The organism is Streptomyces sp. NPDC040432, assembly GCF_055595445.1.
The window spans coordinates 228,699-241,851 of sequence record NZ_JBVIVP010000005.1 but is presented as its reverse complement, the minus strand read 5'-3'; the positions used below and the strand labels follow the sequence as shown (position 1 = coordinate 241,851).

Annotated in this window: 31 protein-coding genes; all 31 read right to left on the bottom strand. The window is 69.8% G+C overall.

The window, feature by feature from the left end:
• Positions 1 to 26: 26 nt before the first annotated feature.
• On the bottom strand, positions 27 to 404 hold the full coding sequence (locus ACZ58N_RS14035; protein WP_471158758.1) for a hypothetical protein: 378 nt from the start codon (positions 402 to 404) through the stop codon (positions 27 to 29).
• Positions 401 to 1,207, bottom strand: a complete 807-nt coding sequence (locus ACZ58N_RS14030) for a DUF6085 family protein (protein ID WP_471158756.1) — start codon at positions 1,205 to 1,207, stop codon at positions 401 to 403. Before ACZ58N_RS14030 ends, ACZ58N_RS14035 begins: the two co-directional genes overlap by 4 nt.
• Positions 1,204 to 1,518: a hypothetical protein gene (locus ACZ58N_RS14025; RefSeq protein WP_471158754.1), complete on the bottom strand. Its 315-nt coding sequence runs from the start codon at positions 1,516 to 1,518 to the stop codon at positions 1,204 to 1,206. The genes ACZ58N_RS14030 and ACZ58N_RS14025 overlap by 4 nt, the downstream gene beginning before the upstream one ends.
• Positions 1,515 to 1,742, bottom strand: coding sequence for a hypothetical protein (locus ACZ58N_RS14020; RefSeq protein ID WP_471158752.1), 228 nt, complete (start codon positions 1,740 to 1,742; stop codon positions 1,515 to 1,517). The genes ACZ58N_RS14025 and ACZ58N_RS14020 overlap by 4 nt, the downstream gene beginning before the upstream one ends.
• The gene (locus tag ACZ58N_RS14015; RefSeq protein ID WP_471158750.1) at positions 1,739 to 2,125 is read right to left on the bottom strand and encodes an SLOG family protein; all 387 of its coding nucleotides are present in this window, start codon (positions 2,123 to 2,125) and stop codon (positions 1,739 to 1,741) included. The genes ACZ58N_RS14020 and ACZ58N_RS14015 overlap by 4 nt, the downstream gene beginning before the upstream one ends.
• Positions 2,122 to 2,472, bottom strand: a complete 351-nt coding sequence (locus tag ACZ58N_RS14010; protein WP_471158748.1) for a hypothetical protein — start codon at positions 2,470 to 2,472, stop codon at positions 2,122 to 2,124. Before ACZ58N_RS14010 ends, ACZ58N_RS14015 begins: the two co-directional genes overlap by 4 nt.
• Before the next feature lie 65 nt (positions 2,473 to 2,537).
• On the bottom strand, positions 2,538 to 2,690 hold the full coding sequence (locus ACZ58N_RS14005) for a hypothetical protein (RefSeq protein WP_471158747.1): 153 nt from the start codon (positions 2,688 to 2,690) through the stop codon (positions 2,538 to 2,540).
• Positions 2,691 to 2,714: 24 nt separating this feature from the next.
• On the bottom strand, positions 2,715 to 2,864 hold the full coding sequence (locus tag ACZ58N_RS14000) for a hypothetical protein (RefSeq protein ID WP_471158745.1): 150 nt from the start codon (positions 2,862 to 2,864) through the stop codon (positions 2,715 to 2,717).
• Positions 2,864 to 3,079 carry a hypothetical protein gene (locus ACZ58N_RS13995; RefSeq protein WP_471158743.1) on the bottom strand — a complete coding sequence of 72 codons (216 nt, stop codon included), beginning with the start codon at positions 3,077 to 3,079 and terminating at the stop codon, positions 2,864 to 2,866. Before ACZ58N_RS13995 ends, ACZ58N_RS14000 begins: the two co-directional genes overlap by 1 nt.
• Positions 3,080 to 3,235: 156 nt before the next feature.
• Positions 3,236 to 3,499 (bottom strand): hypothetical protein, encoded by a 264-nt coding sequence (locus ACZ58N_RS13990; protein ID WP_471158741.1) that lies wholly within the window; start codon positions 3,497 to 3,499, stop codon positions 3,236 to 3,238.
• A complete protein-coding gene (locus ACZ58N_RS13985) occupies positions 3,499 to 3,849 on the bottom strand; it encodes a hypothetical protein (protein ID WP_471158739.1) in 351 nt (116 codons plus the stop codon). The genes ACZ58N_RS13990 and ACZ58N_RS13985 overlap by 1 nt, the downstream gene beginning before the upstream one ends.
• Before the next feature lie 72 nt (positions 3,850 to 3,921).
• Positions 3,922 to 4,344, bottom strand: a complete 423-nt coding sequence (locus ACZ58N_RS13980) for a pyrophosphohydrolase domain-containing protein (RefSeq protein WP_471158737.1) — start codon at positions 4,342 to 4,344, stop codon at positions 3,922 to 3,924.
• Positions 4,341 to 4,544 carry a hypothetical protein gene (locus tag ACZ58N_RS13975; protein ID WP_471158735.1) on the bottom strand — a complete coding sequence of 68 codons (204 nt, stop codon included), beginning with the start codon at positions 4,542 to 4,544 and terminating at the stop codon, positions 4,341 to 4,343. Before ACZ58N_RS13975 ends, ACZ58N_RS13980 begins: the two co-directional genes overlap by 4 nt.
• A complete protein-coding gene (locus ACZ58N_RS13970; protein ID WP_471158733.1) occupies positions 4,541 to 4,720 on the bottom strand; it encodes a hypothetical protein in 180 nt (59 codons plus the stop codon). The genes ACZ58N_RS13975 and ACZ58N_RS13970 overlap by 4 nt, the downstream gene beginning before the upstream one ends.
• Positions 4,717 to 5,016: a zinc finger domain-containing protein gene (locus ACZ58N_RS13965; protein ID WP_471158732.1), complete on the bottom strand. Its 300-nt coding sequence runs from the start codon at positions 5,014 to 5,016 to the stop codon at positions 4,717 to 4,719. The genes ACZ58N_RS13970 and ACZ58N_RS13965 overlap by 4 nt, the downstream gene beginning before the upstream one ends.
• On the bottom strand, positions 5,013 to 5,192 hold the full coding sequence (locus tag ACZ58N_RS13960) for a hypothetical protein (protein ID WP_471158730.1): 180 nt from the start codon (positions 5,190 to 5,192) through the stop codon (positions 5,013 to 5,015). The genes ACZ58N_RS13965 and ACZ58N_RS13960 overlap by 4 nt, the downstream gene beginning before the upstream one ends.
• The gene (locus tag ACZ58N_RS13955) at positions 5,189 to 5,875 is read right to left on the bottom strand and encodes a zinc finger domain-containing protein (protein ID WP_471158728.1); all 687 of its coding nucleotides are present in this window, start codon (positions 5,873 to 5,875) and stop codon (positions 5,189 to 5,191) included. Before ACZ58N_RS13955 ends, ACZ58N_RS13960 begins: the two co-directional genes overlap by 4 nt.
• The gene (locus tag ACZ58N_RS13950; RefSeq protein ID WP_471158726.1) at positions 5,872 to 6,825 is read right to left on the bottom strand and encodes a hypothetical protein; all 954 of its coding nucleotides are present in this window, start codon (positions 6,823 to 6,825) and stop codon (positions 5,872 to 5,874) included. Before ACZ58N_RS13950 ends, ACZ58N_RS13955 begins: the two co-directional genes overlap by 4 nt.
• A 42-nt stretch (positions 6,826 to 6,867) precedes the next feature.
• A complete protein-coding gene (locus ACZ58N_RS13945) occupies positions 6,868 to 7,959 on the bottom strand; it encodes a DNA cytosine methyltransferase (RefSeq protein WP_471158724.1) in 1,092 nt (363 codons plus the stop codon).
• On the bottom strand, positions 7,959 to 8,756 hold the full coding sequence (locus tag ACZ58N_RS13940) for a hypothetical protein (RefSeq protein WP_471158722.1): 798 nt from the start codon (positions 8,754 to 8,756) through the stop codon (positions 7,959 to 7,961). The genes ACZ58N_RS13945 and ACZ58N_RS13940 overlap by 1 nt, the downstream gene beginning before the upstream one ends.
• Positions 8,753 to 8,998 carry a hypothetical protein gene (locus ACZ58N_RS13935; RefSeq protein WP_471158721.1) on the bottom strand — a complete coding sequence of 82 codons (246 nt, stop codon included), beginning with the start codon at positions 8,996 to 8,998 and terminating at the stop codon, positions 8,753 to 8,755. The genes ACZ58N_RS13940 and ACZ58N_RS13935 overlap by 4 nt, the downstream gene beginning before the upstream one ends.
• Entirely contained in the window at positions 8,995 to 9,336 is a 342-nt protein-coding gene (locus tag ACZ58N_RS13930; RefSeq protein ID WP_471158719.1) for a hypothetical protein, read from the bottom strand. The genes ACZ58N_RS13935 and ACZ58N_RS13930 overlap by 4 nt, the downstream gene beginning before the upstream one ends.
• On the bottom strand, positions 9,333 to 9,998 hold the full coding sequence (locus tag ACZ58N_RS13925; protein ID WP_471158717.1) for a hypothetical protein: 666 nt from the start codon (positions 9,996 to 9,998) through the stop codon (positions 9,333 to 9,335). Before ACZ58N_RS13925 ends, ACZ58N_RS13930 begins: the two co-directional genes overlap by 4 nt.
• A gap of 73 nt (positions 9,999 to 10,071) precedes the next feature.
• Positions 10,072 to 10,677, bottom strand: a complete 606-nt coding sequence (locus ACZ58N_RS13920) for a hypothetical protein (protein ID WP_471158715.1) — start codon at positions 10,675 to 10,677, stop codon at positions 10,072 to 10,074.
• Positions 10,674 to 11,426 carry an ERF family protein gene (locus ACZ58N_RS13915; RefSeq protein WP_471158713.1) on the bottom strand — a complete coding sequence of 251 codons (753 nt, stop codon included), beginning with the start codon at positions 11,424 to 11,426 and terminating at the stop codon, positions 10,674 to 10,676. The genes ACZ58N_RS13920 and ACZ58N_RS13915 overlap by 4 nt, the downstream gene beginning before the upstream one ends.
• Positions 11,423 to 11,611, bottom strand: a complete 189-nt coding sequence (locus ACZ58N_RS13910) for a hypothetical protein (RefSeq protein ID WP_471158711.1) — start codon at positions 11,609 to 11,611, stop codon at positions 11,423 to 11,425. The genes ACZ58N_RS13915 and ACZ58N_RS13910 overlap by 4 nt, the downstream gene beginning before the upstream one ends.
• A 115-nt stretch (positions 11,612 to 11,726) precedes the next feature.
• A complete protein-coding gene (locus ACZ58N_RS13905; protein WP_471158709.1) occupies positions 11,727 to 12,128 on the bottom strand; it encodes a hypothetical protein in 402 nt (133 codons plus the stop codon).
• Positions 12,125 to 12,394: a hypothetical protein gene (locus ACZ58N_RS13900; RefSeq protein WP_471158707.1), complete on the bottom strand. Its 270-nt coding sequence runs from the start codon at positions 12,392 to 12,394 to the stop codon at positions 12,125 to 12,127. The genes ACZ58N_RS13905 and ACZ58N_RS13900 overlap by 4 nt, the downstream gene beginning before the upstream one ends.
• Positions 12,391 to 12,573, bottom strand: coding sequence for a hypothetical protein (locus tag ACZ58N_RS13895; protein ID WP_471158705.1), 183 nt, complete (start codon positions 12,571 to 12,573; stop codon positions 12,391 to 12,393). Before ACZ58N_RS13895 ends, ACZ58N_RS13900 begins: the two co-directional genes overlap by 4 nt.
• On the bottom strand, positions 12,570 to 12,773 hold the full coding sequence (locus ACZ58N_RS13890) for a hypothetical protein (protein WP_471158703.1): 204 nt from the start codon (positions 12,771 to 12,773) through the stop codon (positions 12,570 to 12,572). Before ACZ58N_RS13890 ends, ACZ58N_RS13895 begins: the two co-directional genes overlap by 4 nt.
• Positions 12,766 to 13,056, bottom strand: coding sequence for a hypothetical protein (locus ACZ58N_RS13885; RefSeq protein WP_471158701.1), 291 nt, complete (start codon positions 13,054 to 13,056; stop codon positions 12,766 to 12,768). The genes ACZ58N_RS13890 and ACZ58N_RS13885 overlap by 8 nt, the downstream gene beginning before the upstream one ends.
• Positions 13,057 to 13,153: the final 97 nt, after the last annotated feature.

Below are 13,153 nucleotides of genomic sequence, written 5' to 3'. Positions count from 1 at the left end.
TGACCCTGCGTCCATTCCTCGGCGGGTCAGATGGTGGGGAGGTCGAGCTCCAGACGGAGGCGCTGGATCCGTTCCGGTGGCCAGCATCGATGCCGAGACCGGGCTGCAGCCGCCTGCATGGCCGGCTCGCTGGACTGGTCTGCGGCTGCGAGAAGGCGGAGCCAGGCGGCGTCGACCCAGATGGGGCCGCCGTGGTAGCAGTGCAGGTTGACCTTGCGGTGTTTGCTGGTGGGGCAGGCGATTTCGACGACGGCCCCGGAGTGGCGACTGACGGCGAGGTCGCAGTTCGGGTGGGTTTCGAAGCCTGCCGCTATCCGCTGCTCGGCTTCCTCGGGAGTGCGGCATTCCCCTTCGACGGTGGCGGGGTCATGGGAGAGGCAGAGGATGTAGTACGTGCTGCTCACGGCCGCGCCTTCCAGTTCGGTCCGCGGAGTGCGGCGGGTACGTCGGAGGCGGGGGTCAGGAGCGCGTCGAACACGCGGCCGGCGTTGTCGAGCACCTCGGCCCAGTGGGTCGCCATCTGATCGGCTTCCGTGCAGCTATAGCCGGGGTGTTCGATGTGTCGGCGCTCCGGGCAGAGGGGCCGCAGCTCAGCGATCTTCCGGACCTCAATGCGCTGTTCGAGGATTCGGGTGGCCGCCTCGGGGTCGGGGCAGTCGATGCGGGAGCAGGTGATGTAGTTGCCGTCGGCGAGGAACAGGCTTGCGCCGCGGCAGGCGGGGCAACGGCCTTGGACGTCACGGAGGGGTCGGGCTTCTCGCGCGTGCCGGTCCATGACCTGCAGGCGGTCGATCACTTTCGCCTGCTGGTCGATCTGCTGCTGAAGGATGCGCTCGGATTCGCGGCCGGCAGCGGCGTCCTTGCGCGCCCGGTCGCGTTGTTCGTCGAGGAGGGTCTGGATCCGGATGGCCCGCCGCTGTGCCTGCTCGTACTGCTCGGTGGTGGGTCCGACGGTGGGCTTGAGGGTCCACCGCATGTCGCCGTGGTCGGCGCAGCTGCCCTGATGTCCGGGGCGGAGGACGCATTCGAGCCAGCCGCCGGTCGGGCCGTCGATGAGTTCGCCGCACCGTTCGGCGGGGCTGGCGGCCAGCGCGAGAACGGCGTCGACCACGGCTTCCTTCGCTGCTGCGGGAAGCCAGTACCCGCCGGCGTTGAGGGCTCGGGCGGCGGCGCCGATGGCCCGGTCGCGGAGGTCGTCGGGGGTCATCGGCTGCTCCCGTCGGTCCTGCTGTTTCGGATGGCCGCGCAGGAGCGGGAGTGGATCCAGCCCTCCTGCACGTCGGGTTCCTGGTCAAGGGATCCGCAGTCGCACGCCGCCTCGTAGGGCTGGTTGGTGCTGCGGATCGCGTCGGCGACGGCGAGGAGTGCGGCTGCGATGGCGAGGTTGGAGCGTGCGGTGACGATGCCGATCAGGGTTTCGGCGGGCACGGTTCGCCCGTCGGTGATCTTGTTCAGGTTGCGGTGGTTCTCGTTGAGGATCTTGATGAGGGCGTTGTCGTAGGAATGGCGGGCGGTCACAGGTACTCCTCGGGTGCTTTGATCGTGGTGATGCGGATGTCGTCGCCGCCGGGGATCCAGGTCCGTCCGCTACCAGCAGCTCGTCCGGCTTCGGGTTCGATGCGGCGTTCGCGAAGCGTTCGGAGTCGGGTGGCTGCATCGGTACGGGGCCGGCGGGGTGGGGCGGTGTCGCAGGGCTCGATGTCCCAGCCGGGCAGGAACAGGGGCTGCTGGGTGGCGGTCATGCTGCGGTCCAGACGCGGACGGGGATCCCGGCTCGGCGGGCGAGGGCGACGGTGTGGGAGGCGCCGCGACTGCCGTTGCGGATGAACGCGAGGCAGACGTCCGCGCCCGCGTCGACCATGGCCCGGTTGCGAATCGGGCCGGCGGCCTTGCCGTGGGTGGCCCAGTCGGCGCGGTGGACGTCGATGTCGACCATGGCGGTGAATGCCCACTGGTAGGCGATGCGGTCGGCGCCTCGGGGGCAGTCGCCGACTACGAGCCAGGGGTCGCGGTCCTTCGGCGCGGAGTTGAGGGCCTCGTCGAGGGCGTTGTAGATCACGTCGTGGTCGGGCCAGATGCGGGATCCGGTGACGAGAATGCGGTAGGGCGCGGGCTGCTGGCTCATGCTCCGGCCCCCTCGGCGGCGCGGCGGGCTCGGCCTGCTCGGACGGCTTCGGCTTCGCCCACGGACAGGGTCGTCGTGTAGCAGTCGTCGCCGTTCGTGGGGTGGACCCCGTCGTCGTCGGGGAGGCCGCACATGCAGGGGCTCATCCGGGGGCCGCCGCGCTGCTGGCGGGCGATCTCGCGGAGCCCGGCAACGATCTCCTCGACGCGGTCCAGCGGGATGTCTACGACGACGAGGCTGAACTCGGGGCTGATCGCGGACAGCATCACCATTCGCTCGCCGCGTTCGGTGGCCGGTTCGAACTGGAGGCGGGCCTTGCCTGGGTCGGTGTACTCGAAGCGGGTCATGGTGCTGCTCCTGGTGTGCGGGGTGGGGGCCGGCCTGCGGGGTGGCAGGCCGGCCGGGGCGGGGGTCAGGCGGGCGGAGCGCAGTCGTCGTGACGGTCGCAACGGCAGGAACCGCACGCGGCGCACAGCTCGTCGGGTTCGGTGTCGCAGTGGCCACAGCCGCCGAGGAGAGCGGTCTCCAGGTCGTGGGCGGCGAGCATGCGGTCGAGGGCGTTCATGGGTTTCTCCAGGCTCGTGGTCGGCTAGTAAGCGGCGGTGCCCCAGCGGCAGCCGGTGCACATCCAGACGGGGAAGTCCCGTTCGGAGTCGCCGTAGTCGAGGTCGAAGGTGTCGGCTCCGCACTCGGGGCATTCATCGGGTGCGGGCTGCTGAGGGACGAAGGGTCCGGCCATCAGGCGACCTCGTAGTTGGCGGTCAGCGCCCAGCCGGCTGCCTCGTACTTCGGGATGGTGTGGGTGAGGATCTCTTCGCGGCAGCAGCTGTAGGACTCGCCATCGCCGCCGTGGACGTGGATGGATTCGAGGTCCTTCCACAGTTCGATCGTGAGGTCCTCGCTGTCGCGGGTCATGATCCAAACCTCGTGTACGTGGTCATCGCTGTCGGTCATGTGGGTCTCCTGGTGGATGCTGGTGGGGTGGCCGCCCCTCGGTTCGAACGAGGGGCAGTTGTTGCGGCGGATCGTCCTGGTGGCCCTGTGGGGGCCTGTCGCGGGTGCGGTGCGACTCGGGGGCGCGGGGCGGCTGTTCGGGGCTCCTGCGGCCCGTCAGGCGGCTTCTCGGGCCTCGAATGCGGGTGGCGCTGCGAGCGTCCGCTCTATGAGCGCAACGGGCAGGGTGTCGTCGCCGCGACGTCGGGCTGCTGCTGCGAGCAATCCGAGCGCCCGCATCCGTCGGACCGGTCGGGTGGCGGGTCGGGCGTACAGGGCGGCAAGACCGGCGCGGAGCCGGTCGGCTTCGGCAGAGGAGAGTGGTCCGCGTTCGGCGCGGTCGACGAGGTTCTCCAGCTGCAGCCGGGTCGGTCTGGTCATCAGCAGAACTCCAGCGGCTCGTCAGCTTCGGCCGCCTGCTCCATGGCGTCAGCCAGGATGAGGCCCGCTTCCCTGTCGTGCAGCGCCTCTCCGGCTGGCCAGATGGCATCGATGGCGACGCGAAGGCGTGGCGCGATCTGCCGGCATTCGGAGGGGCTCAGCTCGCCGTCGCAGTCGGAGTGATTCAGGAGCGGCTTGAGGTCGCTGGTGATGGTGGACCAGGCCTGCTGGCCGCCGAAGCCCTGCATGCTGCTGAGGGCGAAGCCTTCGTGTGCGGCGAGGGACCGGCGGAAGCGGGCGAATCCACTGTAGGACCAGTGCGCGTCGCCGTGACTGAAGTCGATTCCCATCGGGGTTCTCCGTTCGTGAGAGTCTTGGGCTGCGGACGGCCCCGCTTTCCTCGGGGCCGTCCGTCCTGCTGTTCAGGCGTCGGCGGCTTCGGCGTCGTGGTCGTCGGCGGGGTGCTGGCGGTGGGCCCACCAGCCGCCGGTGGGGCAGTCGATCCACTCGATCTCGGTTCGGCAGTGCCGGCAGATCTCGGGGGTGGTGAGCACGAGCCGCTTGTCGAAGCCGCCGCGTTCCTGGTGCTTGCGGATGCGGGCGGCTTCGAGGTCGTCGAGGGTCCAGCCGTTGAGGCGGGTGATGGCGTGGACCACTTCGAGGACGTCGGCGAGTTCGCCCAGGAGTTCCTCGTCACTGGCGGCCTCGGAGACTTCGAGGGCTTCCTCGTCGAGCTTGTCGAGAAGGAGGCAGACCGTCTCGTTGGTGCCAGCGGCGTGGATCTGGAGCTGCTGGCCGTTGGCTGCGGCGATCTCGGGGATGCGGTCGCGGATCAGCTTGATCATCGGCGTGCCTTTCGGGGTCGGGCGGGGATGGGCTGGTGCCATTCGGTGCCGTCGAGGGCTTCCTGAAGGGTGGTGCGGTGGTGGCGCTGCTGCTCGGGCGTCCAGGCGGAGGGTGTCGGCTGGGGCTGCCGGCGGGTGGTGCGGATGGCGGCGGCGAGGGTGGCGAGTCGGGCCTGCTGCTCGGCCGTCGAGGCGGTCACCGGTCGGCCTCGGTGAGCAGGGCGGCGCGGATGTGGCGAAGCGCGACGCGTGTGTTCGCCGAGTTGCTGTCGTGGATTCCGGCGACCTCGGCCGCGATGCGGTCGCACTCGGCGAGGGCCTTGTTGATGCGCTTCTGGGCGGTGAGGTAGGCATGCCAGCGGCGGAAGGTCCTCATGCGGCGGTTCCTCCGGCTTCGATTCGGCGGGTGGGGTGGATGTCTCCGAGGGGGCTCCCGTCGGCCTTGCGGCATTCGGTGCCGGGTGCGACTTGGCAGGTGGGGCAGACGGCGGTGGCGGTGGCGTGGGCGGCGAGTCGTGCGGGGCAGGGGGCGGTCTTCGTGTGGCGGCCGGAGATGGTGGTGCAGCGGGCCTTCTCCGCGGCGCCGCAGTGGGGGCAGCGGTGGTCGTAGGCGGGATGCCGGGCGGTACGGCGGAGGTTGGCGGGCATCGGGGCGGAACGGGGCCGGGTCATCGGCGGCCGTCCTTCCAGCAGTCGGGGCAGATGTCGCGGCCACCGGGCCGCTGGTGCCAGTCCTCGTTGTGGCGGCGAACCTCGCTGACGGTTCGGTCGCCGGGGCGGCCTTGCGCCTCGGCGACGCAGTGGACGGATCCGTCGCAGCGGATGACCGGGTAGCTGGCGGCGGTCATGCGGTCTCCTGTTCGGGTTCGACGATCTCGGCGTCGGGGATGTCGGCCAGGGCGACCCGGGAGGCCTCCTTGCCCGCTGCTTCGGCTGCGGCGTCGTGGCCGGCGGGCAACGGCTGCCCTGTGGCAAGCGCGACCCGGATGGGGTGCGGCTCGCGCATGGGTTCGCCGAGCGGGAAGCGTTCGCTGGAGCCGGGCTTCTTGCACGGACGACCTCGGGCGGCCTTGCAGCGGGGGCAGACGATCCCGAGCGGGCCCGGCCGGCGGACGGAATCCAGCTCGGGGTTCGGCTGCTTCGGGATCTTCCGCGTGACGCCTGCCATCAGCTGCTTCATGGGCCGGGGCTTCAGTTCGAGGCCGTCAGCAGCTTTGGTCCGCTGTGCCCGAAGGGCTGCCAGGTAGGCAACGACGTCGTCGGGATCGGCGTCGGGAATTTCAGCGGGGAGACCGGGACCCTGGAAGACATCGGCGGTGTTAGCGCGGACGGTCTTCACGCCGTTGCGAATATCGGCGGGCATGATCCACCGGGTCTCGCTGGAGTAGTACTCGGCAACGGCCTGTCGGGCGGCCTCGTAGTTGATGTCGGCGAGGACTGTCTGCCAGGCGAGAACGTCGGCCTTGCCTACGGTGCGCCGGTCGAAGGCGGCGCAGAAGGCAAGAAGTTCAGCGGTTTGGGCGGGGGTCACTGGGCGGGTCCTTCCTCAAGGGCGCGAAACTCCGCGGCAAGGGCGAGGGCTTCGTTGACGCGCTGGTCCGTGGTGGATGGGCGCCGGTTCGCGGCGAGGGAGACGACGTTGCTGTCGCTGCTGGCGGGCGAGGAGGCTTCGAGGGATTCCCAGCCGGCGAGCCAGGCGCTCGCGCTGCCGGGGGCACCCCGGAAGCGGGCGTTGTTGACGGCCATGGCGACCATGGCCTCGACTCCCACCTGGTCCCGAACCTGCTTTGCGCGTTCGATCTGAGAGGCCTGAAGGTTCCAACTGACGCCGCCGATGCCTGCGTCGGCGATGCCGCGCTTGAGGTCGCCGAGGGTGTCCCAGGAGCGGATCTCTGGCCGCTCGCTGCTGCTTGCAGCCCCACTACTTCCGAAGGAAGTAGTGGGTACAGGCGTGGTAGTGGCATGGGCAGCCGCAGCACCTTCAGCAGGCGTGCGCTGTGACAGACCCTCTTGACCTGGGGTGGAGTCCTCAAAGTGGGGTTCATTTCGCGCGCGATCTGAACTCATTTGAGAAGAAGTTGCAGACTGAATGTTGTTTTGTTTGCGCTCAGAATCGGCGCGCTTTTTGCCCTCGCGGCTCTTCGCGGCCCGGTCCACGGCGTTCTTCTTGTTGGCCTCGTGTTGAGCCTTGGTGACGTTCCGGCCCCCCTCGAAGAAGTCGTGGATGACGTAGCCGTCGGCGGGCTGTGGGCACCGCTTGCAGTCGTGGCCGGCGTCGTGCCACAGCTCGGCTTCGAGGAGCTTGCGGATCTGTGCCGGGGTTCCGCCGAACGGCTTGATGACGGCTTTGGGGACGAAGCCCTCAAGGAGGTGCTGGGCCGAGTAGGAGCCGCACCTCAGCCAGAGACCGAGGGCAGCGTTCCCGGCCCGAATGAACTTCGGGTGGGAGTGCGCCGAGTCGTCGATCTTGAACCAGGGCATCCGACGTCTTCTCTCTGGCTGGTGCGGGTGGTGGTGCCGCGGTCAGGCGGCGGTGACGGCGGCCGGCTGCGGCATGGGGATGCCGGTCGCGGCGGACACGATGTGCGCGGCCAGCAGCGGCGGGACGGCGTTGCCGACCTGGAGGAATCGCTTGGTCTTGGAGCCCTGCCACGGGTAGTCCGGGCGGAAGGACTGCAGGACGGCTGCCTCGGCCTCGGTGATCCGGACGGCCTCGTCGTTGTCGCTGACCCAGGAGACGTCGTTGCACCGGGCGCCGAAGAAGAGCGTGGCGGCCGGCTGGTTCATGGACCTGCGGGCGGCGTTCTTCTGGGTGTTGTTGCGGAGGGACCAGGAGCGGGTCTTCTCGGTGAGCGCCCAGGACGGCCGGTCGGCGCTGAACTCGTTACCGCCGGGGGTGCGTCGTTCGCCCCGGGTGTTCACGGTCTGGCCGGCTGCCCAGCCGAGGGCGTCGGCCATGGACACCCAGCCGGGCAGGCAGTCGCCGAACAGGTCGTGCGCCGGATCCTCGGCGTGCGTGGGGGCCGGAGCGGTGACGGGCCGTTCCCGGGAGGCGATGAGGATGGCCCGCTTGCGGGTTTGCGGGACGCCGTAGTCGGCGGCGTTGAGGGTGCCGGTCCAGACGCTGTAGCCCCAGCTGCGGAGGTACTCGGCGTACTGCTTCCACAGGGTGAGGACGGCGGGTACTTCTTCGAGGCACACCCATTCGGGGCGGAGGTCGGCGATCCAGCGCATGGGCTCGGCGGCGAGGATTGAACGCTCGTCCAGGCAGGCGGCCTTCAGCTCGTCGCGGGTGTCCCGTCCGTGGGCCAAGTCGTGGACGGCTTGGTGGACGAGCGGCTGGTCGATGAGACCGAGTTGCTTGCCGGCGCCGGACCAGGCCTGGCAGGGCGGCGATCCGACCTGCTTGCTGACACGGCCCTTGAACGGGGCGGTGGGGTAGGCGGCGATGTCGGTCTGGATGGTGAGGTGTCCGGCGGCGGCCCGGGTGCGGCAGGCGGCGGTGTCGCATTCGAGGCCGATGTCGTAGAGACCGAGGAGGCGGAGGCCTTCGGACCAGCCGCCGGGGCCCGCGAAGCCGTCGACGACGGCGTCTTCGAGAATGAAGTCGGGCATCAGGCGGCGTCCTTCTCGGCGGTCTTCTGGCGGTGGTAGGAGATGGCGTGCTGGAGGGCGTCCTTGGTGACGCCGAGCCGTTCGGCGATCTGCGCGCGTTCGTAGCCTTGGGCTTCGAGCTCGGCGGCGTTCTCGGCGAGGGCCACGTAGCGGGGCGTCTGTACTACGGCCGGCTGGTAGTCCGGGTTGTCGAACTCGTCGTCGTCCCACCAGGCGGGGCCAAGGAAGCCGGAGGCTGCGGCCTGACGTCGCCTGCGTGTGGCGACCCAAGGCGTGACCCCGTGGTTTTCCGCGGTACCGACGGATGCCCACGCGTAGACGTCCCGGACGGCCCGAGCGAGCCGAGCGGTGATCTTCGGGGCGCTGCCGATGCGTTCGAGGGTGGCCACGTTGACGTAGTCGATGTGTTGGTGGATGGCCTTGATGGTCCAGCCGATGGCAGCGAGGGCCTGCATCCGTCGGGTTGATCCGAGGGAGTCGATCAGTGCGCCGTCGGGGTAGTCATCGAGCGTCGGGCGGAATGCGAGCAGAGCCTTCGCGCTTTCGGGACGGATCCGGCGCCCCGGCGGGTAGCCGCTCTTTCCGTAGACCAGGTGATCAATTGAGGCCACGGTGACGCCAGTCTTCTCGGACAGCGTTTTGATCGCGAGTCCCTGACGACGTAGAGCAAGCACGTGCTGGCGGACCGGTTCGGCGTCGACGAAGGGTTGCCACTGGCCGTAGCCGATGAGGCGGCGACGGCGGCGCATCCAGCGTGCGGTCGCTGCTCGGGTGGCCGGGGTACTGGGAGTGGTCATCGGTCTTCCTCCGTCCGCTGGTTCGGGATGTCGTGGGGGGTGGCGTTCCAGATGGCGAGGCAGGTGGTGAGGTCGCGTGCGGCGCGGGCCTTGGCCAGCTCGGCGCGGACTTCGGTCTCGGTACGGCGGGCGGTGGTGGTGCGCTGCCAGCGCCGGCTGTCGTGGGTGGCGCCGTAGCAGGCCCAGGCGAGGAGGAGGCCCGCAGCGGCGGTGAGGGCCAGCCAGACCAGGTGCGGGTTCATGCGGCCTGCTCCCGTCGGCCAGCTGCGGCGATCAGGGTGGCCGTCCCGCGCCACTTCCGGACGGCCGACTTGTCGCGGGTCTGGCCGTAGCCTGCGGTCCGGGTTATGCCGTCGCGGTGGCAGGCTGCGGCGAACCGGCCCCAGTCGTGGTCGGGGTCCGGGGGGATCGGAAGGTTGAACTCCTTTTCGATCTCCCAGAACATGAACGTCCTGCCGGACTCGGCGATCGTGATGACGGTGGGGCGGACCAGGTCGGCCCACGTCTCGTAGTCGTCGATGCGCTGGCGGGTGCGGCTGACGGGGATGCTGCCGTCGAGGGCGGGCTGTACGGGGTTCATGAGGCTTCTCCGTCGGCGAAGAGGGAGGGCTGAGGGTTGTTGTGGCCGCCGCGGTCGCGCCACTGCTGGGCGTACCGGTCGGCGTCGCCCGCGCATTCCTGCCGGGCGTGGAAGACGGCGCTGCCGTCGGACAGGTCGGGGCGCCACAGGTTCGGGCCGGGGAAGCGTTGGGCCTTCTGCCGTCCGGTGATGGCCTCGCCGCAGCCGAGGCAGGCGCCGGCGGGGATCTCCATGAGGACTTCGGCCTTGGCCATGGCCTTGTCGGCTTCGTCCTCGGCGATCTCGTGCCGGCAGGGCGGGAGTTCTCCGCAGGCGACACAGACCGCGTAGTGCTCGGGGAGGACCTTCCAGCTGTAGTGGGCCGCAGCCTGGATGTGAATCGGCTTCGACTTCGGGTCCGAGGCGGGGACGATCACGATGGCGAAGTCGCCGACCAGGTCAGCGGGACGCTCGGCAACCTCGACGATGATCCAGGGCTGCCGCTCGAAGACGATGATCACGCCGGGGGCGAGCTGGACGTACCTGCTGGCGTTGATCTTGTCCCAGATGCGGTCGCGGTACCGCCGGGCAGCCGACGACGCCTCGCCGATGCGGGCCACGCTGCGAAGCGGGTGCATGCCGCCGCGCATCGTCTTCGTGCGGGGGATCCAGTGCTGACTCATGGCGTTCTCCCTCCGGTGTGGTTCTCTGGGGTGGGGCCGCTGCCGATTGAGGCGACAGCGGCCCCGAGTGCTGCTAGGGGACGGGGCGGGCGCAGGCCTCGCAGAGGCCGGCGTCGGTGAACGGGCCGTCGATGCCCGTGCAGCGGGAGCAGCGGAGCGGCTCCGCGGTCAGCTCGGGCAGGGCGATCCCGGCGAGCTGGCCTTTCCGCCAGGCCGCCATGACGTCCGACGGACCGGTCGCGGTCATTCGGACGGAGTGGCCGCGGGCTCGGGCCGGCGCGATGGCGACCCCGGGCACGGTGTGGATGACGCCCGTCTCCGGATCCGCCCACTCGTTGCTGTTGGCGGCCGTCATCTGGGAAAGCAGCTTGTTGCGGAAGCTCCCACGGACTTCGGCGACGAATCGGCGTTCGATCTCGGTGTCGTAGTTCGCCATCACCCACGCCTTGAAGGCGGCTTCGTCGATGACCTTGGCTTCAGCGCTGCCCTTGGTCAGACTGATGGTGGCGATCTTCGTACCGTCGGGAAGGCTCGCCGCGATCTGCTGCGTTCCCGACTCGCGAACTGCCTCGTCGAGGAGCTTCTGAACCTCCTTCCTCTTCAGCTTGTAGCTGGCGTCGATCACGTCCAGGAGCGTCTTCAGGTACGCCTCCTGCGCTGCCGCATCCTTGAGGCTCATGCGCCCGCCCCCGCCATCAGGTCGAAGGCCTGCTTGAACTCTGCGACCGTGCCCTGCTCGATCGGGTGCCCGAAGGACTGCACGAACTGAGCAGGCAGCCCTTCGGCGAAGCCGATCTCTGCCGCCTTGTCCTGCATGGCCGTGAGGGCGGCGACCCTGTCCTGCGGGTCGTCCTGCTGGACGGGCCGGCGGGACGATGTCGGCTGTTGCGGGACGGCGTTGGGGCGGGGGGTCTCCCATTGGTCGCCGTCGGCGTACCGATTGCGCTGGACGCGCCCCTCGTCGGACGGCGGGTTCTCGGGGTGGTGACGGTCGCCGTCGTCGATGCTGCGGGCATCGATCGGGATCATCAGTACCTGCAGAAGCAGGTACTTGAGGGCGGCGGACATGGCCTTGTTGGTGGCCTTGTCGGCGGTGTCGGATGCCTCGCCGGGAACGGATGCCTCGATGAAGTCACCGGACGGGCCGTAGATCCGGTACCGCATGGTGAGGAAGACGGCGGTCATCTTCTCGCCGCGGCGTTCACTGCGGAGGTCTGCGACCGAGGGGATGATGAAGACGCCGTGGGTTCGCATCGGGCCGGCGACGGCGCTCATGAGGTCGTCGATGCCACGGAAGTTGTACCGCTGGTGCTGGTTCACCTGGTCCTTGCCGACAGGCAGGGTGTCCCGCATGACGAGGGCAAGGGCCTGGAAGATGTCCGGCTGGGCGGTGACCGGCGGTGCCTGCTCGGGTGCGATGGCGGTCATGCCGCACTCTCCGTGGACTCGGTGCGGGCGGTCTGCTCAAGGTCGATGTAGGCGCGTTCGGCGCCGTCTTCGCGGGCGGGCAGGCCGCGGTGAACGCGGACGATCCGGAGGCCGCTGGTGGCGAGGGCGGTGGCGAGCTGGTCGATGTCGGCGGTGTCGCCGATCGCTCGGAGTTGGAGTTTCACCGTGTGCTCCTGGGTGATTGGGGTGTGCTGGGCCGCGGGCGGGCGGTGGTCGCCCGTCCGGGGCTGTGGTTGGGTCGTCCGCCGCTGGCCTGTGGTCATCCGGCGGCGGACGGGTTCAGAGGAGGCCGGCTTCAGCGGCGGCGGACAGCCGCATTGGCACGTAGGCGGCCGGGTTGGTGCTGGCAGTCGGCAGGACCGGGATCGGCTGCGTCTCGGTCACCGCCGCATGCAGGTGCAGGCTGCTGGAGGACGCCGTGTTGGCGAGGGCCGCCTTCAGTGCGGCGATCTCGGCGTCCCGGACTTCGAGCTGTCGCGCGGCCTCGGCCGCCCGGAGCTCTGCATCCCCGAGCTGGCTGGCCTTCGCGTTCGCCGTGTCCCTGGCGTCCGTGGCCTCGGTCAGCCGGCGGCGGAGTTCAGCGTTCGCCGCCGACGACTTGGCCAGCCGGTGCTCAAGCAGCGTCAGCCGGTCGAACACCCGATGCCGGCCGCCAGGGCGGGCTATGTCGAGGAGGCTCATGCCGGGACCGCCTTCTCGTCGAAGTCGAGGGCCCCGAGCAGGCCGTTCAGCTGCCGGGTTCGTTCAGCCAACTGCTCGGCCAACTCCCCGTTCTGGCGCTCGGCGATCTCCAGCATGGTGCGAAGCTCGACGACCTCAGCCGCAGCCTCCGGACCGGCCAGCAGCCCCTTCGCATCCAAGGCGACCGCGATCGTCGCCGGGATCCGGTTCTTGCCCATGGCCGCGCAGATCACCTGCGACGCAGCCCCGATGGCCTTCGTGTTCACGCCGCTTCCTCCCAGTTCGTGGCCCGCTGCCGGGCAAGGTGCATGTCGAGGAGGTACTCGTGGACCACCACCGGCGACCACGTGCCCTGCGGACCGAACAGGTCCCGGTACTGCTGATCCACGTCCGCGTAGGCGGCTGTCAGCACGTCCCCGAGGCGGGGCTCCACCGGGGCGCTCACGGCTGGCCTCCGGCGATCGGGTTCGGGCGGACGAGGAGCGGCGGGACCGCCGGGTCGAAGAGCTGGTGCCGCTGTTCGGCCAGCAGGCAGGCGCGCTCGTGGTCCGCGGCCTTGCGCTTCTGGGCCAGCAGGTGCAGGTCGGCATCCAGCTGGGCGAGCGGGGTGACCGGGCGGGCGAGGTCGGGGAGGAGTTCAGCCACGGGACTCACCGGCCAGTGAACCGATCGCGGGAGCAGCGGCGACCCAGTACTGGGTCCATGCGAACCGCGGCCGGCCTTCGCGGCGCCTCATCAGCCGCCAGGAGTCGGTGCCGTACTCGTCCCAGCGGAACTCGCCGTCCGAGGAGTACTCGGACTCCCGGGAAAAGGCTGCGGACTGTGCCGCGGCGAGGGTGTCGGCGGAGGCCAGGGGGTGGTCGCCCATCATGACGATGAAGGCCGTGGGGTTGGTGGGAGCCGGATCACCGGCGATGATGTGGTTCACGGGTCCTCTTCTCCTTGCAGTCACTTGCAGGTGAGGGGTGGATCGGGAGGCCTCGGCCGGCGGTTTCTGCCAGGTCACCGGCGGTCGGGGCCGCATA

Coding starts and splice junctions, on each gene's coding strand:
- ACZ58N_RS14030 (WP_471158756.1), bottom strand. CDS start 1,207: ATGACCCCCGACGACCTCCGCGACCGGGCCATCGGCGCCGCCGCCCGA.
- ACZ58N_RS14020 (WP_471158752.1), bottom strand. CDS start 1,742: ATGACCGCCACCCAGCAGCCCCTGTTCCTGCCCGGCTGGGACATCGAG.
- ACZ58N_RS14015 (WP_471158750.1), bottom strand. CDS start 2,125: ATGAGCCAGCAGCCCGCGCCCTACCGCATTCTCGTCACCGGATCCCGC.
- ACZ58N_RS14010 (WP_471158748.1), bottom strand. CDS start 2,472: ATGACCCGCTTCGAGTACACCGACCCAGGCAAGGCCCGCCTCCAGTTC.
- ACZ58N_RS14005 (WP_471158747.1), bottom strand. CDS start 2,690: ATGAACGCCCTCGACCGCATGCTCGCCGCCCACGACCTGGAGACCGCT.
- ACZ58N_RS14000 (WP_471158745.1), bottom strand. CDS start 2,864: ATGGCCGGACCCTTCGTCCCTCAGCAGCCCGCACCCGATGAATGCCCC.
- ACZ58N_RS13995 (WP_471158743.1), bottom strand. CDS start 3,079: ATGACCGACAGCGATGACCACGTACACGAGGTTTGGATCATGACCCGC.
- ACZ58N_RS13990 (WP_471158741.1), bottom strand. CDS start 3,499: ATGACCAGACCGACCCGGCTGCAGCTGGAGAACCTCGTCGACCGCGCC.
- ACZ58N_RS13985 (WP_471158739.1), bottom strand. CDS start 3,849: ATGGGAATCGACTTCAGTCACGGCGACGCGCACTGGTCCTACAGTGGA.
- ACZ58N_RS13980 (WP_471158737.1), bottom strand. CDS start 4,344: ATGATCAAGCTGATCCGCGACCGCATCCCCGAGATCGCCGCAGCCAAC.
- ACZ58N_RS13970 (WP_471158733.1), bottom strand. CDS start 4,720: ATGAGGACCTTCCGCCGCTGGCATGCCTACCTCACCGCCCAGAAGCGC.
- ACZ58N_RS13965 (WP_471158732.1), bottom strand. CDS start 5,016: ATGACCCGGCCCCGTTCCGCCCCGATGCCCGCCAACCTCCGCCGTACC.
- ACZ58N_RS13960 (WP_471158730.1), bottom strand. CDS start 5,192: ATGACCGCCGCCAGCTACCCGGTCATCCGCTGCGACGGATCCGTCCAC.
- ACZ58N_RS13950 (WP_471158726.1), bottom strand. CDS start 6,825: ATGCCCTGGTTCAAGATCGACGACTCGGCGCACTCCCACCCGAAGTTC.
- ACZ58N_RS13945 (WP_471158724.1), bottom strand. CDS start 7,959: ATGCCCGACTTCATTCTCGAAGACGCCGTCGTCGACGGCTTCGCGGGC.
- ACZ58N_RS13940 (WP_471158722.1), bottom strand. CDS start 8,756: ATGACCACTCCCAGTACCCCGGCCACCCGAGCAGCGACCGCACGCTGG.
- ACZ58N_RS13935 (WP_471158721.1), bottom strand. CDS start 8,998: ATGAACCCGCACCTGGTCTGGCTGGCCCTCACCGCCGCTGCGGGCCTC.
- ACZ58N_RS13930 (WP_471158719.1), bottom strand. CDS start 9,336: ATGAACCCCGTACAGCCCGCCCTCGACGGCAGCATCCCCGTCAGCCGC.
- ACZ58N_RS13925 (WP_471158717.1), bottom strand. CDS start 9,998: ATGAGTCAGCACTGGATCCCCCGCACGAAGACGATGCGCGGCGGCATG.
- ACZ58N_RS13920 (WP_471158715.1), bottom strand. CDS start 10,677: ATGAGCCTCAAGGATGCGGCAGCGCAGGAGGCGTACCTGAAGACGCTC.
- ACZ58N_RS13915 (WP_471158713.1), bottom strand. CDS start 11,426: ATGACCGCCATCGCACCCGAGCAGGCACCGCCGGTCACCGCCCAGCCG.
- ACZ58N_RS13905 (WP_471158709.1), bottom strand. CDS start 12,128: ATGAGCCTCCTCGACATAGCCCGCCCTGGCGGCCGGCATCGGGTGTTC.